General features: G+C 63.0%; 27 protein-coding genes, 1 tRNA gene and 1 pseudogene. 13 read left to right on the forward strand and 16 right to left on the reverse strand.

The window, feature by feature from the left end:
- Nucleotides 1–19: 19 nt before the first annotated feature.
- The 4 genes from QYL91_RS02135 to QYL91_RS02150 form a co-directional block, all read right to left on the reverse strand.
- Nucleotides 20–685: an HAD family hydrolase gene (locus QYL91_RS02135; protein WP_302081739.1), complete on the reverse strand. Its 666-nt coding sequence runs from the start codon at nucleotides 683–685 to the stop codon at nucleotides 20–22.
- 90 nt (nucleotides 686–775) lie between these two features.
- Nucleotides 776–1,012 (reverse strand): hypothetical protein, encoded by a 237-nt coding sequence (locus QYL91_RS02140; RefSeq protein ID WP_302081740.1) that lies wholly within the window; start codon nucleotides 1,010–1,012, stop codon nucleotides 776–778.
- A gap of 4 nt (nucleotides 1,013–1,016) precedes the next feature.
- Nucleotides 1,017–2,108 (reverse strand): aminopeptidase, encoded by a 1,092-nt coding sequence (locus tag QYL91_RS02145; RefSeq protein WP_302081741.1) that lies wholly within the window; start codon nucleotides 2,106–2,108, stop codon nucleotides 1,017–1,019.
- Nucleotides 2,109–2,144: 36 nt separating this feature from the next.
- On the reverse strand, nucleotides 2,145–3,011 hold the full coding sequence (locus QYL91_RS02150) for a rhodanese-like domain-containing protein (RefSeq protein ID WP_302081742.1): 867 nt from the start codon (nucleotides 3,009–3,011) through the stop codon (nucleotides 2,145–2,147).
- A gap of 157 nt (nucleotides 3,012–3,168) precedes the next feature.
- Here QYL91_RS02150 and QYL91_RS02155 point away from each other — a divergent pair, with 157 nt between their 5' ends.
- Nucleotides 3,169–3,624 carry a DUF8173 domain-containing protein gene (locus QYL91_RS02155; RefSeq protein ID WP_302081743.1) on the forward strand — a complete coding sequence of 152 codons (456 nt, stop codon included), beginning with the start codon at nucleotides 3,169–3,171 and terminating at the stop codon, nucleotides 3,622–3,624.
- Here the strand turns inward: QYL91_RS02155 and QYL91_RS02160 are convergent.
- Both QYL91_RS02160 and tnpC read right to left on the reverse strand, forming a co-directional pair.
- A complete protein-coding gene (locus QYL91_RS02160; protein ID WP_302081744.1) occupies nucleotides 3,621–5,591 on the reverse strand; it encodes an aconitate hydratase in 1,971 nt (656 codons plus the stop codon). The genes QYL91_RS02155 and QYL91_RS02160 overlap by 4 nt on opposite strands.
- Nucleotides 5,592–5,773: 182 nt before the next feature.
- Nucleotides 5,774–7,157, reverse strand: a pseudogene (gene tnpC / locus QYL91_RS02165) (IS66 family transposase).
- A 279-nt stretch (nucleotides 7,158–7,436) separates the two neighbouring features.
- Here tnpC and QYL91_RS02175 point away from each other — a divergent pair.
- Together QYL91_RS02175 and QYL91_RS02180 are read left to right on the forward strand one after the other, a co-directional pair.
- Complete coding sequence (locus tag QYL91_RS02175; protein WP_302081745.1) at nucleotides 7,437–7,901, forward strand: deoxyuridine 5'-triphosphate nucleotidohydrolase; 465 nt, start codon at nucleotides 7,437–7,439, stop codon at nucleotides 7,899–7,901.
- Nucleotides 7,902–7,997: 96 nt separating this feature from the next.
- Nucleotides 7,998–8,261, forward strand: a complete 264-nt coding sequence (locus tag QYL91_RS02180) for a HalOD1 output domain-containing protein (RefSeq protein ID WP_302081746.1) — start codon at nucleotides 7,998–8,000, stop codon at nucleotides 8,259–8,261.
- A gap of 36 nt (nucleotides 8,262–8,297) precedes the next feature.
- Here the strand turns inward: QYL91_RS02180 and QYL91_RS02185 are convergent, their stop codons facing one another.
- On the reverse strand, nucleotides 8,298–8,933 hold the full coding sequence (locus QYL91_RS02185) for a DsbA family oxidoreductase (RefSeq protein ID WP_302081747.1): 636 nt from the start codon (nucleotides 8,931–8,933) through the stop codon (nucleotides 8,298–8,300).
- A 94-nt stretch (nucleotides 8,934–9,027) separates the two neighbouring features.
- Here QYL91_RS02185 and QYL91_RS02190 point away from each other — a divergent pair, with 94 nt between their 5' ends.
- On the forward strand, nucleotides 9,028–10,428 hold the full coding sequence (locus tag QYL91_RS02190) for a carotenoid oxygenase family protein (protein ID WP_302081748.1): 1,401 nt from the start codon (nucleotides 9,028–9,030) through the stop codon (nucleotides 10,426–10,428).
- 62 nt (nucleotides 10,429–10,490) lie between these two features.
- On the opposite strand, the gene QYL91_RS02195 is transcribed toward QYL91_RS02190, so the two are convergent.
- Complete coding sequence (locus tag QYL91_RS02195; RefSeq protein ID WP_302081749.1) at nucleotides 10,491–10,706, reverse strand: DUF7511 domain-containing protein; 216 nt, start codon at nucleotides 10,704–10,706, stop codon at nucleotides 10,491–10,493.
- Nucleotides 10,707–11,192: 486 nt separating this feature from the next.
- On the opposite strand from QYL91_RS02195, the gene QYL91_RS02200 reads away from it, so the two are divergent.
- Both QYL91_RS02200 and QYL91_RS02205 read left to right on the forward strand, forming a co-directional pair.
- Nucleotides 11,193–12,374, forward strand: coding sequence for an NAD(P)/FAD-dependent oxidoreductase (locus QYL91_RS02200; protein ID WP_302081750.1), 1,182 nt, complete (start codon nucleotides 11,193–11,195; stop codon nucleotides 12,372–12,374).
- Between the two features lies 1 nt (nucleotide 12,375).
- On the forward strand, nucleotides 12,376–13,218 hold the full coding sequence (locus tag QYL91_RS02205; protein ID WP_302081751.1) for a helical membrane plugin domain-containing protein: 843 nt from the start codon (nucleotides 12,376–12,378) through the stop codon (nucleotides 13,216–13,218).
- A 479-nt stretch (nucleotides 13,219–13,697) separates the two neighbouring features.
- Here QYL91_RS02205 and QYL91_RS02210 read toward each other — a convergent pair whose 3' ends face one another.
- The gene (locus QYL91_RS02210) at nucleotides 13,698–15,005 is read right to left on the reverse strand and encodes a hypothetical protein (RefSeq protein ID WP_302081752.1); all 1,308 of its coding nucleotides are present in this window, start codon (nucleotides 15,003–15,005) and stop codon (nucleotides 13,698–13,700) included.
- A gap of 343 nt (nucleotides 15,006–15,348) precedes the next feature.
- On the opposite strand from QYL91_RS02210, the gene QYL91_RS02215 reads away from it, so the two are divergent.
- Together QYL91_RS02215 and QYL91_RS02220 are read left to right on the forward strand one after the other, a co-directional pair.
- Entirely contained in the window at nucleotides 15,349–15,984 is a 636-nt protein-coding gene (locus tag QYL91_RS02215) for a DUF7504 family protein (protein ID WP_302081753.1), read from the forward strand.
- Nucleotides 15,985–16,110: 126 nt separating this feature from the next.
- Nucleotides 16,111–18,033 (forward strand): beta-CASP ribonuclease aCPSF1, encoded by a 1,923-nt coding sequence (locus QYL91_RS02220; protein ID WP_302081754.1) that lies wholly within the window; start codon nucleotides 16,111–16,113, stop codon nucleotides 18,031–18,033.
- Between the two features lie 18 nt (nucleotides 18,034–18,051).
- On the opposite strand, the gene QYL91_RS02225 is transcribed toward QYL91_RS02220, so the two are convergent.
- Entirely contained in the window at nucleotides 18,052–18,234 is a 183-nt protein-coding gene (locus QYL91_RS02225; protein ID WP_302081755.1) for a hypothetical protein, read from the reverse strand.
- Nucleotides 18,235–18,297: 63 nt separating this feature from the next.
- On the opposite strand from QYL91_RS02225, the gene QYL91_RS02230 reads away from it, so the two are divergent.
- The 3 genes from QYL91_RS02230 (at nucleotide 18,298) to QYL91_RS02240 (ending at nucleotide 20,447) form a co-directional block, all read left to right on the forward strand.
- Nucleotides 18,298–18,966, forward strand: a complete 669-nt coding sequence (locus tag QYL91_RS02230; RefSeq protein ID WP_302081756.1) for a potassium channel family protein — start codon at nucleotides 18,298–18,300, stop codon at nucleotides 18,964–18,966.
- Nucleotides 18,967–19,210: 244 nt separating this feature from the next.
- Nucleotides 19,211–20,020, forward strand: a complete 810-nt coding sequence (locus QYL91_RS02235; RefSeq protein ID WP_302081757.1) for an alpha/beta fold hydrolase — start codon at nucleotides 19,211–19,213, stop codon at nucleotides 20,018–20,020.
- 109 nt (nucleotides 20,021–20,129) lie between these two features.
- On the forward strand, nucleotides 20,130–20,447 hold the full coding sequence (locus QYL91_RS02240; protein ID WP_302081758.1) for an RPA12/RPB9/RPC11 RNA polymerase family protein: 318 nt from the start codon (nucleotides 20,130–20,132) through the stop codon (nucleotides 20,445–20,447).
- A 171-nt stretch (nucleotides 20,448–20,618) separates the two neighbouring features.
- Here QYL91_RS02240 and QYL91_RS02245 read toward each other — a convergent pair whose 3' ends face one another.
- The 4 genes from QYL91_RS02245 to QYL91_RS02260 form a co-directional block, all read right to left on the reverse strand.
- Nucleotides 20,619–22,073: a sodium:solute symporter family protein gene (locus tag QYL91_RS02245; RefSeq protein ID WP_302081759.1), complete on the reverse strand. Its 1,455-nt coding sequence runs from the start codon at nucleotides 22,071–22,073 to the stop codon at nucleotides 20,619–20,621.
- Nucleotides 22,074–22,080: 7 nt separating this feature from the next.
- Nucleotides 22,081–22,401, reverse strand: a complete 321-nt coding sequence (locus QYL91_RS02250) for a hypothetical protein (protein WP_302081760.1) — start codon at nucleotides 22,399–22,401, stop codon at nucleotides 22,081–22,083.
- A 215-nt stretch (nucleotides 22,402–22,616) separates the two neighbouring features.
- Nucleotides 22,617–22,689 (reverse strand) — tRNA-Arg (locus QYL91_RS02255).
- 41 nt (nucleotides 22,690–22,730) lie between these two features.
- On the reverse strand, nucleotides 22,731–23,267 hold the full coding sequence (locus QYL91_RS02260) for a 2Fe-2S iron-sulfur cluster-binding protein (protein WP_302082891.1): 537 nt from the start codon (nucleotides 23,265–23,267) through the stop codon (nucleotides 22,731–22,733).
- Nucleotides 23,268–23,557: 290 nt separating this feature from the next.
- Between QYL91_RS02260 and QYL91_RS02265 the strand changes: the two genes are divergently transcribed.
- The gene (locus QYL91_RS02265; RefSeq protein ID WP_302081761.1) at nucleotides 23,558–24,871 is read left to right on the forward strand and encodes a glycosyltransferase family 2 protein; all 1,314 of its coding nucleotides are present in this window, start codon (nucleotides 23,558–23,560) and stop codon (nucleotides 24,869–24,871) included.
- On the opposite strand, the gene QYL91_RS02270 is transcribed toward QYL91_RS02265, so the two are convergent.
- Together QYL91_RS02270 and QYL91_RS02275 are read right to left on the reverse strand one after the other, a co-directional pair.
- Complete coding sequence (locus QYL91_RS02270; RefSeq protein WP_302081762.1) at nucleotides 24,868–26,124, reverse strand: DNA double-strand break repair nuclease NurA; 1,257 nt, start codon at nucleotides 26,122–26,124, stop codon at nucleotides 24,868–24,870. The genes QYL91_RS02265 and QYL91_RS02270 overlap by 4 nt on opposite strands.
- A 155-nt stretch (nucleotides 26,125–26,279) precedes the next feature.
- Nucleotides 26,280–26,669, reverse strand: a complete 390-nt coding sequence (locus QYL91_RS02275) for a DUF7522 family protein (RefSeq protein ID WP_302081763.1) — start codon at nucleotides 26,667–26,669, stop codon at nucleotides 26,280–26,282.
- Nucleotides 26,670–26,788: 119 nt separating this feature from the next.
- On the opposite strand from QYL91_RS02275, the gene QYL91_RS02280 reads away from it, so the two are divergent.
- Nucleotides 26,789–26,956 (forward strand): hypothetical protein, encoded by a 168-nt coding sequence (locus QYL91_RS02280; protein ID WP_302081764.1) that lies wholly within the window; start codon nucleotides 26,789–26,791, stop codon nucleotides 26,954–26,956.
- The last annotated feature ends 6 nt before the right edge of the window (nucleotides 26,957–26,962 follow it).

Below are 26,962 nucleotides of genomic sequence, written 5' to 3' on the forward strand. Positions count from 1 at the left end.
CCTTCGAACCGGGAGTCGCTCACGCAACTACCGTCCGGCAGACAGTACGAAGGTCAGCCAGCGAGGAGAGTTCGTAGGTCGCAGTCGGTCGCGGGTCGTAATTCGTCCGGTGGGGCCGGCGGACGAACGCAGAGTCGATACCGAGGTCGGCGGCCGCAGCCATGTCGACGCCGCTGTCGCCGACGTAGAGCGGATTGGTCGCATCGGGGTCGCGGATAGCCCGGTGCAGGTAATGGGAGTTTGGCTTCATCCGCACGAGCCCGTCCAGCGACGGTTCCCGGCCGTACTGTGTCTCGACGGCATCGTCGAAACCGAAGTGGTCGACGAGAAAGTCGATGGTCTCCTGTTGATTGTTGCTGACGATACCGACAGAAGGGTCGATACCCTGCAAGATATCGACGTCGTCGTAGGCGTGTTTGCGACCGGCCCGTATTTCGTGGCGCTGTGCGCGGGCGGCGTGGGCCTCCCGGCGCTGCCAGAACTCGTCGCTGTTGACGCCGTAGCGTTCGCATGTTCGAACGAGGCCAGACAGACTGTAGCCATCCAGCCGGTCGAGGTGGGTGTCGGCGACGTCGGTGACGCCGAGGTCGTGGAAGGCGAGTTGACTCGCTCGATGCCAGAGGCGACGGTCTGTCGGCGTCACCAGCACCCCGTCGTTGTCGAAGATGATGGCGTCGTAGTCCATCACCACAGCGGTCGCGCGGTTACCGCAAAAGCGTCGCTATGACCACTATACGGTCATCAATAGACCACTGTAGAGGTCCGAGCGCGCGCGTCAGGACCCGTCACCGCTCAGCCATGCCATCTCCTCGCGAAGTTCCTCCTGGGTCAACCCGAAGAACTCGGCGGCGTCAGCAAACGAAAACGCCGACGGGTCCTTGCCAAAGCGCAGTGCCGTCAGGCGAGCGTACTCGTCCTCGGTGATGGTCCCGGCGTCGAGTTTCGCCTGGAGGCGGCGCTCCGCCAGTGATGTGTCGTCTGCCAGTCCCGACTCGGTGTCGTCTCCACCCATCTCTCTACTCCCACCGAAACACGCCGTCCTGCTGGATTACCTCGCCGTCGACCTCGATTGTCGTCCCCTCGGTTCGCATCTCGGTGATGAGGTCGACGTGGACGGCGCTGTCGTTACCGCTCTCGCCGTCGGGCAGACAGGCGTCGTAGGCCCGCCCGAGCGCCAGGTGGACCGTGCCGGCCATCTTCTCGTCGAAGAGAATCTGCCCGGTCGGCCGGTCGATACCGCGGTTCATCCCGATGCCGAGTTCGCCCAGTTGCGTTGCGCCGCCGTCGGTTTCGAGGACCGACTCGATGACATCTGCCCCGGTGGCGGCTTCCCAGTCGACGACGACGCCGTCTTTGAACACGAGGCGGACGTCCTCGACCTGCGTTCCCTGAATCGTCATCGGCACGTCGAAGACCACCTGCCCGGCGGTGTCGTAGGGCGCGGTGAACACTTCGCCACTGGGGAGGTTGTGCGAGTCGTCGGCGACGCTGGCCGTGGAGTTGACCGCCGTCCGACCATCGATAAAGAGTGTGAGGTCCGTCGCGTCACCCGCCTTGCGGATGCGGACCTCGCTGCCCTCGTCGAGAATCCGCTTCAGTTGTGCCATCTCCTCGGAAAGGGACTCCCAGTCGCGGAGGATGGCGTCGTAGACGAAATCGCGGTAGGCTTCGACGCTCATCCCGGCCTGCTGGGCCATCGCTCGGGTCGGGTGGACTGTCGAGACCCAGTCGGTGTCAAGGCGGGCCTCCCGAATCTCCTCGCGCGCTTTCGCGTACGCCTGCGTCCGTTCATCCGGCACGTCCGCAGTCGCGCTCGTGTTGCGCGTCCCGCGCAACGAGAGAACGCTGTCAGCACGCTCGTACATTTCGCGTTCGTAAGCGGGGTCTGAATCGAAATTGCCGTCATGGGCACGGAGATAGGCACGGGTGAGCTCGTCGCTGTCGTAGCAGGCAAGCAGGTTCGCGCCGCGCTCGCCGAGTGTCTCGGCGACGGCGACGCCCAACTCGTGTGCGCCTTCGCCGACGCGAACGACGACGTCGTCGCCGGAGTCGATGCGTGCGCTCCAGTCGACCAACGTTTCGGCGTGCTCGGAGACGCGCTGGTCCATACCCGGTAGTCACACTCGCAGAATAAAGGTCCTCGCTCAGACGCGCGAGCCGACCTCGCCGAGCGGGCGTTCGACGGTGTCGGTCGGCGTCTGGAGGCGGACCGGCGTGTCCGGCGAGACGCCAGCAAAGTGAAGATGGAGTTGGTAGCTCCCGTCGGACTGGACCGGAGCGGCCTCGTACTGACGGTCGACGGTCGCCCAGACGTACTCGCCGGCGTGCTGGGCGTCGACCGTACCGGCAATCGACCACTCCTGGACGCTCGCCTGCGAACTGGTATCGAATGCGGTCCCGGCCATCGGATGGCTCCGCTCGTACCAGCTATCCTCCTGCCCGATGAATCCCTCGTCGAGGGCGTAGACATCGGAGAATCCCACTTTCTGGAGGCCGGCCGCCCGAATCGAGGAGAGGTGGTGGGGACAGCCACAGTAGGTCACGACGCGGTCGTCGAACCGCCACCCCTCGATGCCGCCGCCCTTGGAGTTGGGCTGGGCCGACGAGAGCACGGCACCGTAGACGTGGGCCCGTTCGTACTGTTCGAGTCCGCGCGAGTCGACCACCCGGATGTCACCGCGGCGATACCACTGCTCGACGACGTCGATGGGCGCGAGTTTGACCGTCTCGCCGTTGACATCGAGCGTGTCGAACGAGTCGGTGTCGACGTCCGGACGCGGTGGCTGGTCGGCAAACGCCGGGGGCCGACCGTCCGCCGGGTCGTCGTCGGTGGGGTACTCGCCGTTGGCGACGAAGGTCGTCGAGAGCGTACCCGGGTGTTCGAAGGGGGCACTTCCGGCCCCGGAGACGGTGCCGTCGCCCGACGGGCCACCGGACCCACCCCCGGAACAGCCGGCCAGTCCGCCGCCGACACCCGTGGCCATCGCAGCGAGAAACGTACGTCGGTTCACTGTGAGAGCGTTACGACCAGGCACGCAAAAATCTACTGCCAGCGGCTCGGGTCGGCTCGTTGGCGAGAGTCGCTGCGAAGAGAGAAACCAGCGTGAGAGCGGGAAAGAACGACACACTGAGCAGCGCAGTTTTATTGTCTGGCTGAGAGGTATAGGTATGATAGGTCTCACAGCCCTCTTCGAGGCTGGTATCGTCGTCCAGTCGGTCGTGTCGCGCACACCGGATGTGGACCCGGGAGTCGGCCTCGGCGGCAGTGCCGTCAGTGCGTTTCTCTCGACGCTGCTCGTCGGTGGCATCCTGATTGCGCTCACACCGGCGTACACCGAGCGGTTGGTCGACCGCATCGCCGACGACGCAATCGGGTCGTTCATCTACGGCCTGCTCGTCCTGGTCTCCCTCATCCTGGTCGTGGTCGTGTTGGCGCTCACCATCGTCGGCGTCGTCGTCGCCGTGCCACTCGCTATCGTCGTAGGTCTCATGTGGGCGGCCGGCGCAGCCATCGCGTTCGTCGCCATCGGCGAGCGACTGGCTGTGAGACCGAGAGTCGGGACTACCCGACCTGAAAAAACGGAGAAAGGTAGTGTGAGGCTCGCGTCGCTCGAATCTCGCTAGTCGTCTGCGGGTGCCGCGCCACCCTCGTCGTGTTTCTGCTTGACGTGGGTGAGCTTGCCACCGTCGGCGAGGATTTCGCGCTCACGCTCGGACGCGTCGAGGTGGCCCGTCAGTTCCCAGTCGTCGTTCACGCGGACTGTGAACTCTTCCTGACCGGAGCGGACAGCCTCGGCGACGTCGTCGACGATTTCGATGTCGTCGCCCTGCTCGATCTTCTCGTAGTCCTCCTCGTCGATTTCGAGGGGGAGCAGACCGAAGTTGAACAGGTTCGCCTTGTGGATGCGGGCGAAGCTCTGTGCGAGGACGCCCTCGATACCGAGGTACATCGGGCACAGGGCCGCGTGTTCACGCGAGGAGCCCTGGCCGTAGTTCTCGCCGGCGACGAGGAAGCCACCGTCACTGTCGAGGGCACGCTGTGCGAACGTGTCGTCGACACGCGAGAGCGTGAACTCGGAGAGTTTCGGGATGTTCGACCGGTACATCAGGATGTCCTGGGTCGCAGGGATGATGTGGTCGGTCGTGATGTTGTCCTCCATCTTGAGGAGGGTCTCGCCTTCGAGGTGGGCGTCGAGGGGGTCCTTCAGCGGCACGTCGCCGATGTTGGGCCCTTTGACGAGTTCGTCGTCGACGGCTTCCTCGGGCTCGATGATGTCGGTCTTCGAGCCGTCGAAGGTCTCGGGGAGTTCGAAGCCGGGGTCCTCGAGGTCGCCGAGTTCGTCGGCGAGGTCACGCGGGTCGACGATTTCGCCCTTGATGGCCGCCGCGGTGGCGACTTCCGGCGAGCAGAGGTAGACGTTGTCGTCCTCGATGCCGGAGCGACCCTCGAAGTTCCGGTTGAACGTCCGGAGGCTGACCGAATCGGAACCGGGCACGTGGCCGATACCGATACAGGCACCGCAGGTCGCTTCGGAGAAGTTCACACCGGCAGCCATCAGCTCGGCCGTCCAGCCCTGACGGGCCAGAATCTCGGAGGCCTGCTTGGAGGCGGGTGCGATAATCATCTCCGTTTTCATGTCGACTTCGCGGCCTTCCAGCATCTTCGCGGCCGGGAGGATGTCCGGGTAGCCACCGTTCGTACAGGAGCCGATCATGACCTGCTCGACGTCCTCGCCAGCGGCCTCGCGGACGGGGACGACCTTGTCGGGCATGCTCGGGCACGCGATGAGCGGCTCGATCTCCGAGAGGTCGATGGTGATCTGGTCGGCGTACTCGGCGTCGTCGTCGGGCTGGAGTTCGACGTACTCGTCCTCGCGGCCGAGTTTCGAGAGGTAGTCCTCGGTCTTCTCGTCGGTCGGGAAGATAGAGGAGGTCGCACCGAGTTCCGTCCCCATGTTGGTGATGGTGGTCCGCTCCGGAACGGAGAGGGTCTCGACACCGGGGCCGGTGTACTCGAAGATTTTGCCGACGCCGCCCTTCACGGAGAGACGACGGAGCATCTCCAAGATGACGTCCTTCGCGGTGGCCCACGCGGGCAGTTCGCCCTCGAGGCGCACGTTGACGACTTCCGGCATCTCGACGTAGTAGGCGCCGCCACCCATGGCGACGGCCACGTCAAGGCCACCGGAACCGATTGCGAGTTCGCCCATACCGCCGGGCGTCGGCGTGTGTGAGTCAGAGCCAAGGAGCGTCTTGCCGGGGGCGGCGAAGTTCTCCTTGTGGACGTTGTGGCAGATACCGTTACCGGGCCGCGAGAAGTAGGCGCCGAACTTGCCGGCCGCAGATCGCAGGAATCGGTGGTCGTCCGTGTTCTTAAAGTCGAACTGATAGGTCTGGTGGTCGCAGTACTGCGCTGCGAGTTCGGTCTGGACTTCGTCGAGGCCGAGTGCCTCGAACTGCAGCCAGACCAGTGTTCCAGTCGTGTCCTGTGTGAGTACCTGGTCGATCTCGATGCCGATCTCCTCGCCGGGCGTGAGTTCGCCCTCGACGAGGTGGTCATCGAGAATCTTCTCGGTAAGTGTCTGTCCCATAGCGTCCTAGGGTGGACCATCCGTAGACATAAATCATGTTGTTCGTCTGGCTGCGACTGGCAATATTCACAGTCCCAGACCGGAACCCAGTCTCACAGTCTGATACGGATTGCTGTAAGCCCGTACCGGATCGACTGCACGATTACGTGCGGTTGTCCCGGTAAAAAGTTACAGGTACGTGTTTACCCCGAGGATTCAACGGCCGGCACAGCCTGAGTCCGTGAAATCATCTCGTTGTCTCGGGAAACTCGCTTGAGTTCGTCGTAGGGATTGCGTCCCTGCTGGCGCCACGTCGCCAGCAGGGACAGCAGCGTCTCATGAACGAACATTCCGCGATCGTTCCGGAGCGTTCCGATAAGTTTCCGTAGGACCACCGGTTCACGGAGCGCGTTTTCGGCGGCGTTGTTTGTCGGAGAGACCGCTGGCTCACCGACGAAGGTGAGCCAGTGGTCGAGGCCACCTTCTATCTTTCCGAGCAGTGTTGCCACTGGTCCGTCGGGAACTGACCGCTCAATCAACGACTCAACCTCTCTACGTGCTACGCGCTGTAGTTCAGCTCGCTCACGAATGGTCAAGTCGCTCTCCAGCCGAGTCTGGAGAGCGACGTACAACTGCTTGAGAGAGTCGTAGATCGGTTTGCCTTCTGGCTGCTTCTCAGCGACATCTTCAGCCTCTCGCAGAATATGTGCCCAACACCGCTGTAAGTTGTCGCTGAAGGCTGGATAGGCCGTCCATCCATCACAGATGACCGTTCCCGCGAAGTCCTCGCCGAGGACTTCCGCGGGAACATCGCTCCCACGACTCTCTCTAACTGCGTACAGCGTGTGGCTCTCGGTGGTGAACGTCCAGATCCAGGCCTGCTCGCCGTCACGCTTGATTCCTGTCTCATCGACATGAACAACGTCAGCCTGCTGGATCTGACGGCGAATCTGGTTGTATTCACAGCGACCGGCGCGCCAGCGCGCTCGGTCGCGTGCCATGCGGACGCGCCCGACAACTCCAGTCCATGCAACTGGTCGAAACGGTCTGCAATCTTCCGATAGGGGAAGCGATAATCATACCTCGACAGTGCTGATTGGGCGATAACGTTCACCCCGAACTGCCCCTCATCGGGCAGTCGGGTGTGTGTAGCGACTGTCTCAGTCCCACAGGAGTCGCACTGGTAGCAGTGGCGGTTGTATTGCGTGACTTCTGGTGGCTGTGGGTCCGGAATCTCCTCGACGAGTCGGGGGCTGACGCCCACCGACTCGTCGAAGTGTTGGCCACACTCTGGACAACAGTCACAGGTGACCTCAACTTCTTCGTCTGGATCAGCTGTAGAGCGCCACTCCGGGTCGTGACCGTCCTTTCGTCCGGAGTGCCGCCATCAGTTCTGACATCGTCGTCTTCGTCGTCTTGCGAGGTCGGGGACTCGTCAGTCCCCGACCGTCGCTTACTCGGTGGTGTATGTGGATTCTCGTATTTGCGAAGGCGTGTTTCGAGTTCTTCGATTCGCTCTTGCTGCTCTTCGATTCGTTCGTCCTTTTGCTCAAGTTTCTCCTCCAGCTCGTCAATTCGCTCTTCCATCTGGAGAAACCGTGAGAGAAGTTCGTCTTTGCTGAGGTCATCCCAATCCACTATGACCACCTCAGCGTTACCTCAGCAGGGCTACCGGGATGGTCTCCGAGCGGAGACCATCCCTGGAGAAATTCAATTAGCCCTTGTTGAGGGTACATATCGCCCCGATTGGTCGCCTGTTACGAGATAGTGGCGAAATTCATCGGGGCTAAACACGTACAGTTACAGCAATCCGTATGAGTGGCCTGGACCGGACGACTTTTTTCAGCCGGTGCCGTGGAGTGGGCTATGTTCAAGAGCGGTCGCTTCGTCGCCAGCCACCTCGAAGATTTGCGCGACAGTCAGGTCCAGCCAAACGGTGTCGACCTCACTCTCGATACCGTCTTCGAACAGGTCGGGGCTGGTCGCATCGAACGCGGCGACAAGACCATCGGTGAGCGCCGCGAACTCGACACCGAGGACGGACTGTTCTGTCTCGACCCCGGTGGCTACGTGGTCCGGTACGCCGAACGCGTCGTCATCCCGGACGACCACATCGGCTTTCTGTACCCGCGCTCGTCGCTGTTGCGAAACTCCTGTATGCTCGATACGGCCGTGTGGGACGCCGGCTACGAAGGCCGCGGCGAGGGACTGCTCGAAGTCCACCACCCGATAGAACTCGAACCGGGCGCCCGCATCGCCCAGCTCGTGCTCGCCGATGCCGCCCACGAGGGGACCTACGAGGGGTCCTACCAGGGAGAGCACATCGACTGACCACAGGCGGATGACCTTCGGGTCACCGGGGGAGTGGTTTCAGGCTCTGAAACTGCCCGGTGCCACTATATAAGGAGCTACAGTACACCCGGACGTATGAGTTCCGAGGACGGAGAGGTGTACGTCATGCGTGCGGAGACAGACGAGGAGTGGGTGAGCCCGAAGCCAGTACGGACGGCCATCACCGACGCGCTCACCGAGGCAACGGCCCTAGAGGAGTCAGACATCGACACCATCGAGTCGTACGTCGACCTGACGGCCCTCCGTGGGGTCCTCGAGGGCGAAGACGACGACCTGACCTTCGACGTCGAAGGCCACGACGTGACAGTCACCGCCGACGGTGACATCAGCGTCGAATGAGGGAACGGACGAGGCCGTGACGCTGTCGCTGGCCGACTAGGCGCCCTCGACGAGCCGTTCTAGCTGTTCTGGCGGGACTGCACCGCGGGCGGCATACCCCTCGTAGGCGAAGGTCGGGACGCCAGTGACACCCTCGCGGCGTGCCCGGTCGAACAGGTCGTGGACCTCCGCACGCAGTCGGTCGTCGGCGAGTGCCGTCTCGACCACGTCGGGGTCGACACCCGCGTCCTCGGCGACGTCTCGGAGAACGTCCCGGTCGCCGATGTCCCGCCCGTCCTGCCAGAGGGCCGCGAACAGTGCTTCGTCGAACGCGAGCCACGTCTCGTAGTCGTGTGTCTCTTTGATGTGATAGGAGACGATCTGGGCGGGCAGGGAGTCGATGTCCCGCGCGACGTCGAGGTCCATCTCGACGTCGTATTTCTCCTGGAGGCGACGGACGTTCTCCTTTGCCTGCTCGTAGTAGTCGTCGTCTTTGCCGTCGTCGACGGAGTGGTCGATGCTGTCGTCGGCGTTGCGCTGGCCGGCCCGCAAATCGAACGGGTGCCACTCGATTTCGAGGTCCGTCTCGCGCTCGTCTTGGTACCGCCGGAGCGACTCCCGGCCGAGATAGCAGAACGGACAGACGTAATCGGAGTACACCGTGACGGTCTCCCCAGTGTCGGCGTCGGTCATACGAGTCCGTTGGGACTGCGGTCGGTTAAGCCCGTGGCCGGGGGCAGGTCCCATGTGACGAGGTTTCATGCCCGAGCGCCACCCACCAGCACCCATGGCAGACTCCCACACCGCAGGATTTCACTCCGTACAGACCGAGTTCAGCGACGAGGCGGTCCCAGTCGAGGGGACCATCCCGGCGTGGCTCTCGGGGACGCTCCTCAGGAACGGGCCCGGCTACTTCGAGAGCGGTGGCGAGCGGGTCAACCACTGGTTCGACGGGCTGGCGATGCTCCGTCGGTACAGTTTCGAGGACGGCACGGTCAGGTACACGAACCGCTTTCTCCGGACAGAGGCCTACGCCGACGCCCAGGCCGGCGACCTCTCGGGGCAGTTCGGCACCGACGCGGGCGGGTGGCGACGGGTACTGTCGTGGCTCCGCTCGCTGGGTCCGCCGACGCCGACCGACAACGCCAACGTCCACGTCGCCCGCTTCGACGGGGAGTACGTCGCGCTCACCGAGGCCCCCCGCCGCGTCGCGTTCGACCCCGAGACGCTGGCGACCCACGGGGAGTTTACCTTCGATGACGACCTCACCGAACACATCACTGCGGCCCACCTCGTCGACGACCCCTCCCGCGAGGAGTGGGTCGGCTTCACCACCGAGTTCGGGCTCTCCCCACAGTATCACATCTACCGCGTTCCACAGGGGAGTCGCACACGCGAGCTCATCACGACCGTCGACGCCCGCGGTCCGGCATACATCCACGACTGTAGTGTCACCGACACACACGTCGTGCTCGTCGAGTCGCCGCTGGTGCTCTCGGTCTGGCGTGCGCTTGCGCCGTGGAACGAAGGGGTGACCGACCTGCTGGACTGGCGGCCAGCCCAGGGGACGCGCATCCTCGTCGTCGACCGCGACACCGGCGGGCTGGTCGCCGACCCCGTCGTCGACGCCGCGTTCACGTTCCATCACGTCAACGCCTACACCGACGACGACGGCATCGTCCTCGATTTAGTCGAGTTCCCCGACGCGAGCATCGTCGACGCGATGTCGCTGGCCGACCTCGACGAGGGCTTTCCCGCTGTCCCCGACGCCGCCCTGACCCGGTATCGCATCAGTCTGGACGGGAACGTCGAGCGGTCGCGGCTGTACGACGGCGGGATGGAACTGCCCCGCGTCGCCCGCCCGGTCGTCGGCCGGGAGCACCGCTACGCGTACGGCCAGGCGACCGACCGCGAGGGCGCGAACGGACTGGTCAAAGTCGACTGCCAGGAGACCGTCGCCCGCGAGTGGTGGGAACGCGGTGTCTACGTCGAAGAGCCGATTCCGGTCCAGCGACCGGGCGCCGAGTCCGAGGACGACGGCGTCGTGCTGGCGACGGCACTCGATACCGACCGTGGGCAGACGATGCTCCTCGTCTTCGACGCGGCGACGCTCGAACTGCTGGCCCGGGCGTGGCTCCCCCACGCCGAGCCGTTTGGCTTTCACGGCCGCTATTTCACTGCCCTGTGACAACAAAGACGGTCCAGGCCGAGCGTGCGAAATGTCAACACTCGCTCGACTGGCTGCGAGAATTACCGCATCGAGTCGAGGTTCACGAAGGCGTCTCCTCGTGCAGTTATCCAGTGAGTCATCAGCGTCATGTCGTCGACACCGGTCGAGTAGAGCGTACACTCCGCTGGCCCGTCGCCGTCGTCGACGACCTCCGCGGCCAGCCCGTCTGCACCGCCTTTCGGAGTCGCCCTGTCCGGCGCTCGCCGCGACTCGTCGTCAGTGGTGTGTATTGCCATTGTGGACCCTCCACGAGGCTCACTGCCTCGACCTAGAGATACGACCAGTCCCGGTATAACTGGTCGCAGACCTTCCCACCGACTGAGAATCGACCCCCTGAAGAGTCGTTCGACGGGGCTCTGACCCACGTGTCCTGGCTTTCGGGAACTGTATCTGGACATCCGGGTGGAAAGGTACGCGGAAGTAGTTCATTTTTATTGCAAGACCAGTAGTCAGAGAGCCTCGAGTTGAGGGGACAGTCCGTCCTCGTTCAGATGAGAAAATAGCCACCGAAAACGTCGATTTTACCGCCACGGCTAGCAGGACCACAGACCTCGAATTGACTGAAGTTAGGGGCTTTAGACAACTACACCAGAATTTTCATTTGTCGTGGTAGTGGCCCTGATTGACCGATGATTAGCCGAAAAAGTCCGACAGCAGCGACTCCCTAAAGTAGGAACGTGTGACCTGAAGTTTTTTGTATATTGTGTTGTAAACGCAACACTGTGAGGCCAACACAGATACTCGTTCTGGGCGCAGGCGCAGGCGGAACGATGGCAGCGAACATGCTCGACCGGAAACTCGACCACGACGTCGAGATAACGGTCGTCGACGAGAGCCCCGACCACCACTACCAGCCCTCGTACTATCTCATTCCGTTCGGGCACATGGAGGCGGAGGCCCAGCACCGGCCGGTAGAGTCGCTGCTCAGAACGGACGTCGAGTTCGTGCAGGCTCGCGTCGAGGGCATCGACCCCGACGCTCGGACGGTGTCGACCGACGCCAACTCGCTGGAGTACGACTACCTGATAACCGCACTCGGGAACCGGCTCGCACCGGAGGCGGTCCCGGGGATGAAAGCGGCGTGGGAAGAGACGGATTCTGTCTACCCGTTCTATCACTACGACGCGGCGGTCGGCCTCCGGGACGCCATCAGGGACTTCGACGGCGGGCAGTTCCTCGTCACCGTCCCCGAGACACCCATCAAGTGCGGCGGTGCGCCGCTGAAGATGGCGATGCTCGCGGACGACTACTTCCGAGATATCGGCATCCGGGACGACGTGGACATCGCCGTCGGCAAACCGGCACCGACGCCGTTCGGGACGCCACCGTCGCCGAAGGCCCACTACAACGGCAAAGTCGAGGAAATCTGGGCCGAGCGGGACATCGAGTTCCTGCCGGAGTTCGAGGTCTCGGAAATCGCCTACGGAGAGGACCGCGTCATCGCGAGTGACGGACGCGAAGTCGAGTACGACCTCTACGCACCCGTTCCCCCACAGTACGGCCGCAAGGCGCTGGTCGAGCACTCGCCGCTGACCGGCGACGGCGAGTACGTCACCGTCGACAAGCACACGCTCCAGCACGACGACTACGACGACGTGTTCGCAATCGGGGACAACACGAACCTGCCGACGTCGCGGACGGCCTCGGCCGTGCGCAAGCAGGTCCACGTACTGGTGAACAACCTTGATGCGGCACTGTCGGGAAGACCGCTCTCGGCGGAGTACGACGGCTACACGGCCTGTCCACTGCTCACCGAGGAGGGGAAGGCGATGATCGCCGAGTTCGACTACGAGGACCCGATTGCGGCGCCCGTCGAGACGCGCTCGAACTGGGTGCTCGACGTCAACGTTATCCCGCCGATGTACTGGAACATGTGGATGCGCGGCTACGACCCGGTGCCCTGACATGTCCGAGACAGACGACACGCCGACCGACGGACCGGCCGTGGCCGACCTCGACCCGGAGACGCGCGAACTGGTGGCGTCGGTCGAGGCCAACGCCGACGACCTCCGAGAGCTCGTCGAGCTGGTCGTCGTCGCCAAACGGCTCGGTGACGACCTCGCGCCGGAGGCCCGTGAGGCGGCGACCGACATCCGGGAGCCACTCGCGGACCTGCGACTCGCGCTCGAACGCGAGGAGACGCGCGACCTGCTCGAAGCTGTCGGTCACAACGCCGATGACCTCGCCGAACTCCTCGAGTTCGCCGCCGCGAGCAAGAACCTCGCCGAAGACCTGGCACCGGAACTGCAGGCGGCAGCGTCCGAGGCCCGCCACCCGATGGCACAGCTCAGGCTGGCTCTCGAACGCGAGGAGACGCTGGTACTGCTCCGCAAACTCGGCGAGAACACGGAGACGTTCATCGAACTGCTCGACCTGCTGGAGGCGAGTCACGGACTCCTGGAGGACCTGGTGCCGGAACTGCGGACGGCCGCGTCCGACGCCCGGAGCCCGATTGCAGATTTCCGGATGGTACTGGCTGGCTTTGCCGACGCCCACGAGACGTCTGACGTCGACCCCTACGAGATGGGACAGGGGCTGGGCCACGCGCTGGCGCTGGGTGCGACCGTCGGCGACCCCGAGGTGGTCGACGCCGTCGACGCCGGGCTCGGCGCGTTCCGTGAGGACGAAGAGCCAGAGCCGGTCGGGCTTTTCAGACTCTTGGGCGCGCTCAGAGAGGACGACGTTCGAGCGGGCCTCGGCCAACTCGTCGATGTCATCCGGCGGATGGGCGCGAACGCACGCGAGTGAGTACTCCTGTGTGGCGCTGGCGGCCAGCGTCGTTAGACGACAGTCGACACGCCGGACAGAACATTGCGAGACACGCTAGGAACAGCGAACGAAAAGGACTGGAAAACGGCTGCGCAAAAGGTGTGCCCTGATGAGGGACGAGTGAACTGAGGACGTCAGGCACAGGCTGGGTGCTGTCGGGACGCCGGTGTTATCGACCCGTTGTGCTCTCACCTCCGCCGAGTGGTTCACGTTCGAGCGACCGGTCACGTACGTATTCGGTCCGTGGTTCGACGGGTGTTGTCTTTTCCTTCACAGATACTACTGTATGCTCGGATTGTATTAAGTATTTTGCCCAAACATATATTTACCGAGTTGATAGTGCGTAGGGCAGGTATGGAGATAGAAAATAGATGGACAAACAGTTGTTAGTCTCCAGATTTTGTGGACGTGCACAAATATAGGGGTCGCTTGGCGTGTGCCAACAGCCGACAAGAACGCTATCGGCGTGCTGGAAGCGGTTCCCGCAGGCGCCACTCGTCACTGTTCGGGTCCAGATTCGACGGCTCGGCGCCGCGCTCGGTGAGAATGCCGGCGTGGTACAGTATCGCCTTGAGCTGGAACACCGTCGGCGAGTGATAGATTGCCCCCTCTTCGAGGACGGCCGGCCGGAGGTCACCATCGCCGGTGAGTGCTCGCGCCCGAACGTCGTCGTCACCGCGCAAAAACAGTTCGACGGTAAACGTCGGATGCTGAACGTGGAGCCACTCGACGAGGTCGACGAGCGAGGGCGCCGGGATGCCGTCGTCGTGCATCTGCTGGAGTTCCTCGACGAGCAACTGGGTCGCCGGATAGGCAAAGACCACCCGTCGCGTCATCTCGCCCCACGCTGGCGCGACGTCGATGAAGCGCTTTCGCGACCGTCGCCACTGCTCGAAGGCCACGAGCGCGTCCTCGACCGCGTGGTGTTCGCGGATGGCAAACCGGACGACCTCCTCGCCCAGCCGCGTCAATCGAGGCTCCCCGGAAGTGTCGTCGACGAGACCGAGGAACACGGCTCCCCGAATCGCGCTGTCGACGGCCCCGACGACGTGGTCCGCGACGTGGTCGCGTGTCGGCCCGTCGTGGAAGACCGCAAGCGGCACCGCGAGGTAGTTTTTCGGATGATTGAGCCCGAAGTTCCGGTCGGCGACACCCTGGGCGCTGGCCTGGAAGCGAATCGCGGCCGCCTCCCCGGTCGAACGGGTTCCGGTGACACGGGACCGCTCGAAAACGAAGGGTGTGCCGGTGGTACGGTTCCCCACGACACGAGGGCGTTCGAGAACGGTGAGTTCGTCGTCGGCGCCGACGCCGAGAACGCCGACGTTGAGTTCCCGCGCGAGCGTCTGTGCCGACTGGGTAATCGCGCCCGTCGGCGCGGTGACGTAGGCGACGTTGGCCTCGTCGAGGCGGTCGTGAGCCTGAACGATACCGCGTTCGACGTCGACGTCGACTCCGCCGCGACCGGTGTGGCCTTTCGCCTCGATGGCGATGAGCGGCGGGTCCTCGCCGAGTCGGTCGACGGCGAGCAGGTCGTTTCCGAGGTGTCGAACGCCGACGAGGTCGGGATAGCCCGACCCGACCTTGACGTGGTTGAACGGTGCGAGCGTCGCCTTGACCGCCGCGTCGATGGGGCGGTCGTCGACCCATCGCTCCTGTGCAAACTGCGTGTCCGCGACGACGTACGCGTCCTCGCCCGAGTCCGGAAAGAGCTGGGCTTTGGTCCGAGCGAGCACGTCCGGTTCGGTCAGCGAGGCCGCACTGGACATGGCCGGCTTTCGGCCACCCACCCAAAGAGTGTTCTGTCGGCCGGCGAGTGTGACGGGAACGTACCCATCACAACATATTTCACTCCACGAATTAGTTATAAAATAGACACGCGCCTCGCCGTCTTTTCGCGCCCCGGCACGTCTTGGAGCGATACTGGCCGTCTGCTTTTTGGGGCCAGTCGCGTCGCCGACGAGTTCCGTCGGGCGGTCGCCGGCGAGGAGTGCTTACAACCATGCGATACGACACTACCCACCCCCGTACGAACCGTCGAAGCGTCCCCGAACAACCAACGGACCCGCCGTTCGATAGCCCCCGCGACGAGTCCAGCCTGGGTCGGTCGAGATGAGCGACACCGAGGATTGGGTCGACCGAGCGACGGCGCTGACACTCGGGGAGTCGCCACCCGTCTCGGTCGAGCGCGATGGAATCATCCTCGTCGCAGCGCCGGACGACGCTGTCGCCGCCGACATCTGTCTGCAGGTCGGCATCGGGACCGCCCAGCGGCCGGCCTGTATCGTCGCGACCAGCGTCGGCCCGACGAAACTGCAATCGTATCTCGCCGACCGGGCACCGACCCGCCCAGCGCTGGGGTTCGTCGATGCCACCCCCAACCGGCCGACACCGGCGATAAAAGAGCAGGTCCAGGCACTCGAAGACATCCCGAGTTCGCGCGACCTCCTGCAGTTGACCACCGCAGTCGAAGACGTCTGCGAGGCGATTGCCCCGGACGAACAGCCGGTCAACATCGTCATTCCGACGTTCAACTCGCTGCTCAGCGCCGCACCCACAGACCGGGTCGTCCGGGCCCTCGCACACATCGCAGAGGCAAACGGAAACGAGGGTCGAGTCGTCATCGGGGTCAACTACACGGCAGGGTCAGACAAGACGCTCCGGGCGGTTCGAGACCACAGTGACATCGTTCTGTGGGCCGAACGGGACGCAGACGGGACGATACAGATCGATTCCGGCCCGGTGTAGGAGAGTCCCGGCGACACGAAGAGACCCGAAGGTTCTTGCTCTCGCTCGTCGTGCCTTTAGTCGTCTTATCACAACGAGCCCCGGCACGGCCGCGGGTCGTTCGACAATATTCCAGCGAGTGTGTTCATGACGACCGCAGACGAAACCCTTCAACAACTCAAGACACGAATCGAGACGGAAACGCCGGAAGACATCACCATCAGGTCGGTCACTTTCGAGGGACCGGAACTGGTCGTGTACACGCCGGACGTCCAGGCGTTTGCCAGGCGAGATAGACTGGTCTCTGAACTGGCGTCGAAACTCCAGAAGCGGCTCACAATCCGCCCGACGCCGGATGCGCTCGTCCCGAAAGGTGAAGCCGACGCCAAGATTCGAGAGATTATCCCCGACGAGGCCGGCGTCACCGACCTGGAGTTCGACTCGGACGTGGGCGAAGTGCTCATCGAAGCGGCCAAACCCGGGATGGTCGTGGGCCGGCACGGGAACACGCTCGACGAGATTCGAACCACCGTCGGCTGGACGCCCAACGTCCTCCGGACGCCACCGATGGAGTCTTCGACTGTATCGAACGTCCGCAACTTCCTCACGCAGGAACGCGCCGAGCGACGCGAGATTCTGGAGACCGTCGGCCGACGACTCCACCGGCCGACCGAGAGCGACGACGAGTGGGTCCGCCTCACGACGCTTGGCTGCTGTCGAGAGGTCGGCCGCGCGTCGTTTATCCTCTCGACGCCCGAAACCCGAATCCTCATCGACTGTGGCGACAAACCGGGCGCGGCGGGCGAAGTTCCGTATCTACAGGCACCCGAAGCGCTGGCCGCGGGGCCGAACTCGCTCGATGCGGTCGTGTTGACCCACGCCCACCTCGACCACTCCGCGCTCATCCCGATTTTGTTCAAGTACGGCTACGACGGTCCCATCTACACAACCGAACCGACGCGTGACCTGATGGGCCTGCTTCAACTGGACTATCTCGACGTTGCCGCCAAACAGGGTCGGACGCCACCCTACGAGAGCAAGATGGTGCGGAAGGCGCTCAAACACACGATTCCACTCGAGTACGGCAACGTCACCGACATCGCGCCGGACGTCAAACTGACCCTGCACAACGCCGGTCACATCCTCGGCTCCGCTGTGGCTCACTTCCATATCGGCGAGGGACGGTACAACGTCGCCTTCTCCGGGGACATCCACTACACGGACACCCGACTCCTCGACGGCGCAGTCAACGACTTCCCACGCGTCGAGTCGCTCGTGCTCGAATCGACCTACGGCGGGCAAAACGACTACCAGACCGACCAGGCAGACTCCGAGAAGAAGCTCAAACGCGTCATCAACCGCATCTACGACAACGACGGCATCGTGTTGATTCCGGCCTTCGCCGTCGGCCGCTCACAGGAACTGATGCTCGTCCTCGAGGAGGCGATGCGAACCGGCGACATCCCGGAGATGCCGGTCTATCTCGACGGGATGATTCGCGAGGCGACCGCGATTCACACTGCCTACCCGGACTATCTCAGGGAATCGCTTCGCGAGCGGATTCTCTACGAGGACGACAATCCCTTCCTGGCCGACCAGTTCGAGCAGGTCGACGGCGGCGAGGAGATGCGGCGGGACATCGCCGACGGAGACCAGTCAATCGTCCTCACGACATCGGGGATGATAGAAGGCGGCCCCGTGATGTCGTGGCTCCGACTGCTCGGCGGAGACGCCGACAACGAACTCGTGTTCGTCGGGTATCAGGCCGACGGCACCCTCGGTCGCCAGATTCAGCGCGGGCAGGACGAAATCACAATGACCGACACGAAAGACGGGCGCGCAGAGCGGGTCAGCCTGCAGATGGGCGTCGAAACCGTCGACGGCTTCTCCGGCCACGCCGACCGGCAGGGACTGGAGAATTTCGTCCGGACGATGAATCCGAGACCCGAACAGATACTCTGTGTCCACGGCGACGAGGCCTCGACAGACCAACTCTCCTCGGCGCTCTACCAGGAGATGAACATGCGAACGTTCGCGCCGAAGAACCTCGAAACGTTCCGGTTCGTCTAGGGGCGCTGCTGTCACCGGTCAGTGGTCGCGTACGATAAGCAGTGGCTCGGACGACTGGTCGATAACGCGGTCCGTGACGTCTCCAAGGATGTGTTCAGTCAGCGACGGTTTCGATTCACCAAGGGCAAGCGGATTGTTCTCGCGGTCACCTGGCACCTGTACGACGCGAGCGGTATCCAGCCCAAGGACAACGCGCAACATGACACCGCAAGAGACACTGTCACCATCACAAGGCTCAGTAGTGTGGCAAGAACAAGTCTAGACATGACAAATGATGATCTTCGTATCGTCATCGTCGGTGGCGGTCACGTAGGGTATCACACCGCCGAACGACTGTCCAATCGCGGACACGACGTCGTCATCGTCGAGAAGGACCGAGACCGGGTCGAATTCCTGAGCGATCAGTACGTGGCGACGGTCATCCACGGGGACGGCGGTCGGCCGAGCATTCTCCGGCAGGCAGACCTCGAGCGGAGCGACGTACTGGCCTCACTCACGACCTACGGTGCGATGACGAATCTGGGAATCTGCATGACCGGGCAGCGGATTGCAGAGGATATTCGGACGGTCGCCCGAATCGACCACGGGGACGACGAGGAATATCGGGAACTCGTCGATGCTGTCGTCTACCCGGAGGAGTTGGCCGCGCATACTGCGGCCAACCAAGTAATCAAAGTGAGCGATGGCGGGGTCCGAACGATCGAGGAGGTGACTGAAGATCTCGAACTGATCGAGATTACCGTCACGGAGACTGCCCCGGTGACAGGGAAGAGCCTGGAGGAGGTCGCATTGCCCCGAGGGTCGGTCGTCGTCGCCGACAAGATGGGCGGGCAGTTCCCGGGCCCTGAAACGGTCTTCGAGTCCGGCGGCACATACATTCTCGCCGTGAAGTCGGATGTGACCGACGAGATTATCCAGCTTCTCCGCGGGTAATCTCGGACGGCCGTCGCGGGACGATTGGTGTCGTCTCCCGCGCGGAAACTCTCGATGCGAACAGAGTACAGCTTCGTATGGATGACGAGGGTCTTCGTTCGGCCGCCAAGCGCGTGTGCTTCTGATACGTCTCCAATTGCTCCGAACGCGCACTCGAGCAGAACACGCTCAACGCGTAGTGTCCCGTATCCACGCTCCGTGACCGACAACACACTGATACTGTGGCCCGGCATGGACTCACAGTATGAAGGTCCCGTCTCGGCACGACATCCGCCAGTGGGTCCTAGAGCGGTCACGACGGCGCGTCGCGGTCCGTGCTCTCGCGGTTGTCGCCGTTATCGCCATCCTCGCCGCAGTCGGGTTCTACACGTACTTTGGCATCTTCGCCCACCACGCGCCCGACGACGTTCGAGAATCCGTTCGAGCGGACGCGAACGTCACCGTGACTGAGTCCTACGGCGGGTACGTCGTGTCGGACGCCGACGGAGACAGTGAGCGACTGGGGGTCGTCTTCTACCCGGGCGGACGGGTCGCACCCGACGCGTACCTTCCGACAGCGGCTCAGATTGCCGAGCGCGCGAACGTCACAGTCGTCGTCCCGAAGATGCGCGTGAACCTCGCGGTATTCTCCCAGGGGCGAGCAACTGCGGTCATCGAAGGCGAATCGCAGGTCTCCCGATGGGTCGTCGGGGGTCACTCCCTTGGCGGTGCGATGGCGTGTCGGTACGCCGGAAATAACGGCGAGACGGTCGCGGGGGTCGTCCTCGTCGGCTCGTACTGTGACCGGTCAATCGGGGAGACGCCGGCGATAGCCATTCTCGGCACGCGAGACGCGGTGCTCGACCGTGATCAGTTCGCGGCCAACCGCGAGAACCTGCCGCCGGACCACACAATCCGCCGTATCGAGGGCATGAACCACTCACAGGCCGGCTGGTACACCGGCCAGCGCGGCGGCCAGCCCGCACAGATCTCGACCCCAGAAGCCCACCGCCGACTCGCGATAGCGATTGCCGAGTGGCTCTGTCTCGAACTCGAGTACTGTGCAGATGGGTAAGCACGAACATCGAGTCGGTACCGCAGTACAGTCACACGAGTGGGTGCTGACAGCCACGACGAATCTGAGATTGATACATATATCCGACACCCGTGTATTCCTGTGTTGTATGCACTTCTGTGACGAGTGTGGTTCGATGATGCACACGGAGGGCGACATGTGGGTGTGTCGCTCCTGTGCGAACGAGGAGCCGCGGGACTCGCAAGCAGAAGCGGCGATGACGACCCAAGACGGACAGCGAGACGACGGGGCACCCGATATAGCCGACGCGACCCAGGGCTCCACCGAGACGATGCAAGAGCCCTGTCCGGCGGCCGACTGCGATAGCGACCAGGCCTACTACGAGATGCTGCCAAAGCCGGGTGGCTCCTACGAGGTTCGGCTCTTTACCTGCGTCGAGTGTGGCCACAAGTGGCGCGAGTCCTGACGGTACCTCTCACGGCCAGCGCCGCTTGAATATGAAGCCGATGCACGCGGGACACTGGGACGAGTGACCGAAGAAAGTACATCCAGGCCGTCTCGGCGTCGGTCTTGCTGTTGGGTCGGGACTCCCCCTCAATCCATTTCGATGGGGCCCTTTATCTGAGACTTGCTCCGCTCACTCCCAGAACGACTGGGTGTGTGCCTCGATTGTGTCTTCAGCAGGACCCAACGTGGCGAGACTCACGGTCACGAAGATAGCGTACGCAATAATCACGCCGACGAATCCGTAGTGCATTCCGAACGTGTACTGTGACGGGATGTACTCGAGGAAAAACAGGATCGTGATTCCGGGACCGAGAATCAGCGACGCAATGCCGCCGGCTGCCGTCCCACCCCGCCAGAACACGCCGAGAAACACCGGCGCGGACGTCGTCGCGAAGCCGACGACGGCAAAGGACACGATGTCGAAGATGCCTGCCGGACGAATCCACGCCAGAACGAGCCCGAGGACGACGACCCCAATCAACAGCATCTGCGTGACCCTGACTTCTCGGCTGTCGCTCGCCTCCGGGGCGAGGAACTCGTGGTAGATGTCCCGACTGACCATCGAACTCATCGTCAGTGCGACGGAGTCGGCGGTAGACATGATCGCTGCGGTCGCTCCGGCCATCGCCACGCCGAACACCACCGGGTGCAGCAGCGTCTCGACGAGCAGTGGGATTACGTAGTCGGGATTCTCCGGGGACGGAATCACGCCGACCGACCAGACCCCGAGGACGGCGCCAAAGAAGTAGACCGGAATCGCGACGACGGCAAAGAGGAACCCGGACCGACGCATGACTTCGCTGTCTCGCGCGGAGAAGAACCGCTGAATAGTGTGTGGATAGGCGGGGACACCGAACGTAAACGCCAGCGCTGCCGTGATTACTGCGAGTGGCGTCCACGCCCCGACCGGCCCGACAAGTTCCATCAGTCCGGGTGTCGTCTCGACCGCCTCCCGCGCTATCGCAGTGCTGTCGAGGCCGAACATCACATAGAGCGTGACACCACCGAGGACGGCAAAGAGCACGGCCGATTGCATCGTATCCGACCACACGACGCCGCGATAGCCGGCGATGTGAATGTAGACGATCATGAAGACCGCCATCACCAGTATCGCCTGGCCATACGGAATCCCCACCAGTGCGTCGAGTGCGACGCCGCCCCCGATGAGCTGTCCGGCGATCATCGAGACCATGAAGACACCGGTGATGGCGAGATACAAGACGCTGAGAACAGGGCTGTCGTACCGCTTGCGGACGTACTCGGAGGGCGTCACGACGGCCATCTCCTTGCCAATCTCGTATAGCGAGACGCCGACCGTTCCGAAAATCAGCGTATAGAAGACAGCGGCAAGGGCCAGAAAGGAGAACGCACCGAGACCGGTTTCGGTTGTCGTGGCACCGATCCCGAAGACTGTAAACGCAGACAGGACTGTCGCGACGAGACTCAACCCGAGAACTACCGTCCCAACCGTTCTGTCGGCGATGTAGAAGTCTGCAGGTGTGTGTCTCGTAAATCGAGACGCGTACACCCCGACCAAGAGGACAACGAGGAGATACAGGCCGAATACCAGTTGCGCAGTCGTCACCACCACGTTAGCTGTCCCCCTCGGTCGCGGTCGCGACCAGTTGGACGGCGAACCATGCAATCAACAGCATCGCAAAGACGACGCCGAGCTCTAGCCATATCCAGAGTGGAAGCCCGAGGTAGAGTGCCGTGAGCCCCTCAAGAACGTACAAATGTCCGACTGCAATTACGACCAACAGTAAGAGGAGCGTCCCAAAGATGGCCTTCGCCAGCGGCGGGCTGGGAGCCCAATCGGCAGACTTTGGAGCGGGATTCTCCATGCTGTCGCTAGTATAGGGATTTCTATTATACTTCCCCTTCGTCCCGCCCGCCGAATTGTCGCCGACCACGACTGAACCAGCACTCTGCGTAAAAGTGAGGGGCGCAGGACTCGATTCGCTGTGACTCGAAACGACACGCCGCTGTCTGTCGGGTGTGCACCGTTCGGAGAACGAACGAGCGGGAGGGATTTGAACCACGTCGACGGCGCTCCCTGCGGTCGCTTGTCGCCTCATTCAAATCCTCGGAGCCGCTTTCGCTCTTCACGTCCGTTCGTCGCAGAAAGCGGGCGGCGAGGGATTTGAACCCCCGACCATCTGGTCCGGAACCAGGCGTTCTGTCCGCTGAACTAGCCGCCCTCGAAACGCGATAGCAGAGAGACCGATAAAACAGTTGTGTCCTACGGCGACTCGCCCGTTTCGAGCGTGAAGTCCTCGGTCGGGTACGCCACGCAGGTCAGGCAGTACCCTTCTTCCATGTCGTCGTCCATCAGCGAGTCGTTCTGTGAGTGTCGGATGTACTCCTCCGCGGGACCGTCCTCGATGTGCCCGGCACATGAGATACACTGCCCCTCGCGGCAGGCATAGGGCAGGTCCCAGCCTTCTTCTTCACCAGCATCGAGCAGCGGTTCGTTGTTGGCCACTTCGATCGTCTCGCCCTCCTTGGCGAACTCGATTTCGTAGTACTCGACTTCGTCGTCGGCGATGGCCGACGGGTCGAAGCCCTCGTCTTCTTCTTCCTCTTCGCCCTCGGCCAGTTCGCCACCGGCCTCGCCAGCGGGCACTTCCACGGCACCGCCGCCACCGATAGAGCGGTTCATCGGTTCCGGGAAGTCAGTCTCGGGCACGGACTTGGCTCGCTGTTCGAGCACCTCCTGGGAGATATCTTCCGCCGGTTCCCAGCTCGTTCCCCCGGAGTAGTGCAGTACGACGAGCATCGAGGTAAGGACCAGTCCAGCGATGAACTCGACTGCCCCGAACGAGATGATGCTGCTCAGCCAGAATGCGATGAAAGCCACCCACAGAAGTAGGGCACTGCCGATGAAGATGGCGTCTCTATCCATATGTGGCGGTATGGAGCAATGGTTTAATTAAGTGTTGTTTCTCCCGGACGGGGAGTAGCAGTTCTGCTGTGGGCCCAGGGTGGCGCGTGACGACCCACGTCGGGGTTTCCTTCGTGACTGAAACATATCATTTTAATACACGTCACCGTCCCCTTTTGCATGGTATGGTCCCCGAACTACCACAGCGGCTGCAACCGACGGTTCGTGGGTGGCTCGGCCGGGCTGGTTTCGCCTCGCTTACCGGCGGCGTCCTCCTGTTCGGTTATCAGGCAGGGTTCATTTTGATGGACATCCAGCTTGCCCTCCTCAACACCGTACTCACCATCGCCCTCCTCCAGGCTGAGTTCGCGGTGTTGTCCTTTGCCGCGTTCATCCTCGCGTCAGCACTCGTGTTTCTGGCGTGGTCGGCACAGTCGTGTCCCTACGACCCCGAGTACGACGTCGGGACGGTGACGGCTATCGTTCCCGTGTACCGTGATGCAAACGTCCTCCACCGCAGCGTCGAGAGTCTTCGAAACTCGAACTACGAGGACGTCGACGTACTCGTCGTCTGTGAGCAACACGACGGACCCACGCGGCGACGTGCCGAGGAACTCGCAGCACTCGACGGTGTCGAGTATCTCGTCAACACCGAAAACCCCGGCTCGAAAGCCGGCGCAATCAACTACGCCGTCGCCGAAGTCGACAGCGAGTACGTCTCCGTCCACGACGCGGACGAACTCGTCGACGCCGACTTCCTCCCGAAGGCCGTCGCCAAACTCCAGCACAACGACGTCGTGCAGGGCCGGACGATTCCCGAGCCGTCGGGCTTTATCGAGTCGCTCGCCTACTACGAGTCAGTCCTGTTGAGTTACGTCTCCCGGCGGGTTCTCTACGTGTTCACGGACTTCAAGATGGCCGCGAGCCGCGCCGTCGCGATGCGCCGTGACACACTGGAGTCGATTGGCGGGTACGACGACGAGATGCTCACCGAGGACTTCTACTTTGCCTACCAGTGTTACCGGGAGCGACTGGACGTGGCAGAACTGCTCGACAACCCCTCCCGCATCGACGCGGCCCACACCATCACCGACTGGTGGGGCCAGCGCAAACGCTGGATGACCGGCTACTCGCAGGTCCTCCACCGGCTCGTCGCCACCATCCGGCCGGTGACTGACTACCGGAACATCTTCGCGACGATTATCTGTGCGAGTACCGTTGTCGGGAGCCTCCTGATGCTCACGATGCTCTCGAAGTTTGCCGTGTTGCTGGTCGCCGGTTCGAAAGGGCTGTTCGTGTTCCCGCTCGGTGCCATCACGCTGGTGACGCTTGGCATCCACTTCCACGACTACAGCCGCGGGCTCGTGAGCGCGCCCAGTTGGTACTGGGTGTTCGTCCCGCTGCTGTTGCCGGTGTACAGCCTCTCGGCTATCAAGGCCGTCTTCGAGTACGTCTTCTCGTGGAGCGGCGAGTGGTATCGCGTCACCAAGGACGCCTAGAGCAGTTCCTCGACGGCGTTCCAGCGTTTGTCGTTGTACGAGCGCTGCTGACTCGTGTCGAACTCGCGTTCGATGCGGCGCCGGAGCGTCTGCTTTCCCTGCCGGTCGATGCGCGCGAGTTCGTCGGCCTTCCCGACTGGCAGCGGCGGCCCGCGCTCGCCGGCCACCTCCGAGAGCAGGTGCGTCGTCAACTGTGCTCGCAACTCCTCGTCCCGCGTGAACGCGTACGGTGCCTCGACGCGGTACACCAGGTCGTCGCGCGGGTCGTAGACGACGAAGAAGGTGACTTCGTAGGCTTCCTCGTCGAGCGTTCGGTCGTGGTCGATATCGAGTGAGCCGTCACAGAGCATCCCGTCGGTGCCCACGCGCGAGCGAAACCAGTTCGTGAAGGTCAGGTGGTCGGTCTTCGGGTCACCGTGGTCGTCCAGTCGCTCCAGGACGCGCCGGAAGAAGGCGTCGTCGTCGACCCACGGGGCGCCGAGCTTTTTGCGGAGGATTCGGGTAATCGCCTTCGACGCGCTGTTTTTGACGAAGCCGACCATCGGCACGTCGCGCTCAACGAACGTCTCGACGAGTTCGACGTAGTTGCAGATGACATCCCGTGGCATGTCCTCGTCGGCGAGCAGTCGCCGGAGTTCCGGGTTCCGCTCGCGCCACTTCAGCAAGCCCGTCGGGTAGATTGGCCCATCGAGAACGAGCAGGTCCTCGACCACCTCGGCCTGTTTGAGCGCGTGTTCGCTCTCGGCGAGATAGAGCGCGAGGGCGTGGACGACGGTCTGTTCGTACTGGTCGACGCGAGGGACCTGCAACATCCGCCGGCGGGCGAACCCGCTGTCGCCGCCGTGCCACTCGTCGTCGTACGTCGAGATAGAGGGGTCGTTCGTGTGAACCGTCATCACGATAGTTCGCCCGCGGTGGAGTTCGACATCGGAGGGGACCGCCGCCATCGCCGCCTGCGAGACGTCGAGGACCAGCCCGTTTTTGAACGTCGTGGGGTTGATGGTGCCGGCGTCGAGGCCGTGTTGCGTGTCGAATGCGGTGTCGGTCAGCGCAATATCGTCGACAGGGACCTTCTGTCGCTCGATGCCGTCGAGCGGGTCGAGGACGACCGAGCCGGTGTCGTCGTAGAGCGGGTCGAGAAACTCCGCCCAGGCGCGGTCGGCGACTTCGCCGTGGTCGCTGTCGGCGACGTCCTCGCTGACCCGGCCCGCCAACTGCGCGATGCCGTCCACGTGGACGGGGTCGAGTGTCATACCCGTTCATTCACGCCGGCACACAAAAGTCCACCAGTCAGCGTAAGGCGCTGTTATCGCGCCACAGCGGACATCGTGGTCGAAAGGGACAGCCCGATTGCAACGCTGTGGGGAATGAAAGCCACGGCCCCAGGACAGAGCCAGAAACAGACAGCTCAGTCTTCGGTGTTCTCTTCGAGCATCCGCTGGAGGGCCTCGGCGATTTCCTCGTAACTGCTCATCGAGAGGCCGTCAGTGGTGATGAGAGCGCCCTTCCGGTCGGCGGCGACCCGGAGCAGATACCCGTTCTCGAAGGCACGAACCGTGAAGTTGTACTCGCCGAGTTCGGAGTTCTGGTAGGCGTTCTGCGTCTCGCGATACCCGCGCCACTCGTGGCCGACGAAGGTGTTGAGGTCGGCGTCGCGTTCGAGGTCGTCGCGCAGGTAGAGCTGGTCGAAATCCGAGCGTGTAAAGTAGGTGACCGAGCGGAGGCTGTCACCGGTCGCTGTCCTGGCGGTGGTGACGATGTTGTTTGCCTGCTCGTCCGACAGGAGTTGCGATTCCATGTTGGGACAGTCACAGTCGGGATACATAACTCCGATGCTCGCGGCCACATCGGCTTATAAAACCCACTCACACTTGCGGCGCCGGTTGCAGGCCCCCAGCGGCCCGATTTCGAAGTACGATGGGACTCTCAGCCATCCTGACCCCAGGCGCGAACGAGACGACCGACCAGCGTGCCCGCTGTCGCAACTGCGGGTACTATTACGACCTCGACTGCGAGACGTGTCCGGAGTGTGGGTCCGGCAACAAACTCCGTGCCGGCCCACCGGACGGCCAGCAACCCCACTGATACGGA

Origin of the sequence: Salinibaculum rarum (assembly GCF_030505615.1) — an archaeon.
GTDB lineage: Archaea > Halobacteriota > Halobacteria > Halobacteriales > Haloarculaceae > Salinibaculum > Salinibaculum rarum.

Excerpts from the sequence above, each read along its gene's own strand:
- QYL91_RS02230 (WP_302081756.1), top strand. The coding sequence starts at position 18,298 with ATGACAAATGATGATCTTCGTATCGTCATCGTCGGTGGCGGTCACGTA.
- QYL91_RS02145 (WP_302081741.1), bottom strand. The coding sequence starts at position 2,108 with ATGGACCAGCGCGTCTCCGAGCACGCCGAAACGTTGGTCGACTGGAGC.
- QYL91_RS02220 (WP_302081754.1), top strand. The coding sequence starts at position 16,111 with ATGACGACCGCAGACGAAACCCTTCAACAACTCAAGACACGAATCGAG.
- QYL91_RS02235 (WP_302081757.1), top strand. The coding sequence starts at position 19,211 with ATGAAGGTCCCGTCTCGGCACGACATCCGCCAGTGGGTCCTAGAGCGG.
- QYL91_RS02185 (WP_302081747.1), bottom strand. The coding sequence starts at position 8,933 with ATGACCGACGCCGACACTGGGGAGACCGTCACGGTGTACTCCGATTAC.
- QYL91_RS02195 (WP_302081749.1), bottom strand. The coding sequence starts at position 10,706 with ATGGCAATACACACCACTGACGACGAGTCGCGGCGAGCGCCGGACAGG.
- QYL91_RS02135 (WP_302081739.1), bottom strand. The coding sequence starts at position 685 with ATGGACTACGACGCCATCATCTTCGACAACGACGGGGTGCTGGTGACG.
- QYL91_RS02180 (WP_302081746.1), top strand. The coding sequence starts at position 7,998 with ATGAGTTCCGAGGACGGAGAGGTGTACGTCATGCGTGCGGAGACAGAC.
- QYL91_RS02275 (WP_302081763.1), bottom strand. The coding sequence starts at position 26,669 with ATGGAATCGCAACTCCTGTCGGACGAGCAGGCAAACAACATCGTCACC.
- QYL91_RS02270 (WP_302081762.1), bottom strand. The coding sequence starts at position 26,124 with ATGACACTCGACCCCGTCCACGTGGACGGCATCGCGCAGTTGGCGGGC.
- QYL91_RS02240 (WP_302081758.1), top strand. The coding sequence starts at position 20,130 with ATGCACTTCTGTGACGAGTGTGGTTCGATGATGCACACGGAGGGCGAC.
- QYL91_RS02280 (WP_302081764.1), top strand. The coding sequence starts at position 26,789 with ATGGGACTCTCAGCCATCCTGACCCCAGGCGCGAACGAGACGACCGAC.
- QYL91_RS02190 (WP_302081748.1), top strand. The coding sequence starts at position 9,028 with ATGGCAGACTCCCACACCGCAGGATTTCACTCCGTACAGACCGAGTTC.
- QYL91_RS02205 (WP_302081751.1), top strand. The coding sequence starts at position 12,376 with ATGTCCGAGACAGACGACACGCCGACCGACGGACCGGCCGTGGCCGAC.
- QYL91_RS02265 (WP_302081761.1), top strand. The coding sequence starts at position 23,558 with ATGGTCCCCGAACTACCACAGCGGCTGCAACCGACGGTTCGTGGGTGG.
- QYL91_RS02175 (WP_302081745.1), top strand. The coding sequence starts at position 7,437 with ATGTTCAAGAGCGGTCGCTTCGTCGCCAGCCACCTCGAAGATTTGCGC.
- QYL91_RS02215 (WP_302081753.1), top strand. The coding sequence starts at position 15,349 with ATGAGCGACACCGAGGATTGGGTCGACCGAGCGACGGCGCTGACACTC.
- QYL91_RS02140 (WP_302081740.1), bottom strand. The coding sequence starts at position 1,012 with ATGGGTGGAGACGACACCGAGTCGGGACTGGCAGACGACACATCACTG.
- QYL91_RS02210 (WP_302081752.1), bottom strand. The coding sequence starts at position 15,005 with ATGTCCAGTGCGGCCTCGCTGACCGAACCGGACGTGCTCGCTCGGACC.
- QYL91_RS02160 (WP_302081744.1), bottom strand. The coding sequence starts at position 5,591 with ATGGGACAGACACTTACCGAGAAGATTCTCGATGACCACCTCGTCGAG.
- QYL91_RS02155 (WP_302081743.1), top strand. The coding sequence starts at position 3,169 with ATGATAGGTCTCACAGCCCTCTTCGAGGCTGGTATCGTCGTCCAGTCG.
- QYL91_RS02225 (WP_302081755.1), bottom strand. The coding sequence starts at position 18,234 with ATGTTGCGCGTTGTCCTTGGGCTGGATACCGCTCGCGTCGTACAGGTG.
- QYL91_RS02260 (WP_302082891.1), bottom strand. The coding sequence starts at position 23,267 with ATGCTCGTCGTACTGCACTACTCCGGGGGAACGAGCTGGGAACCGGCG.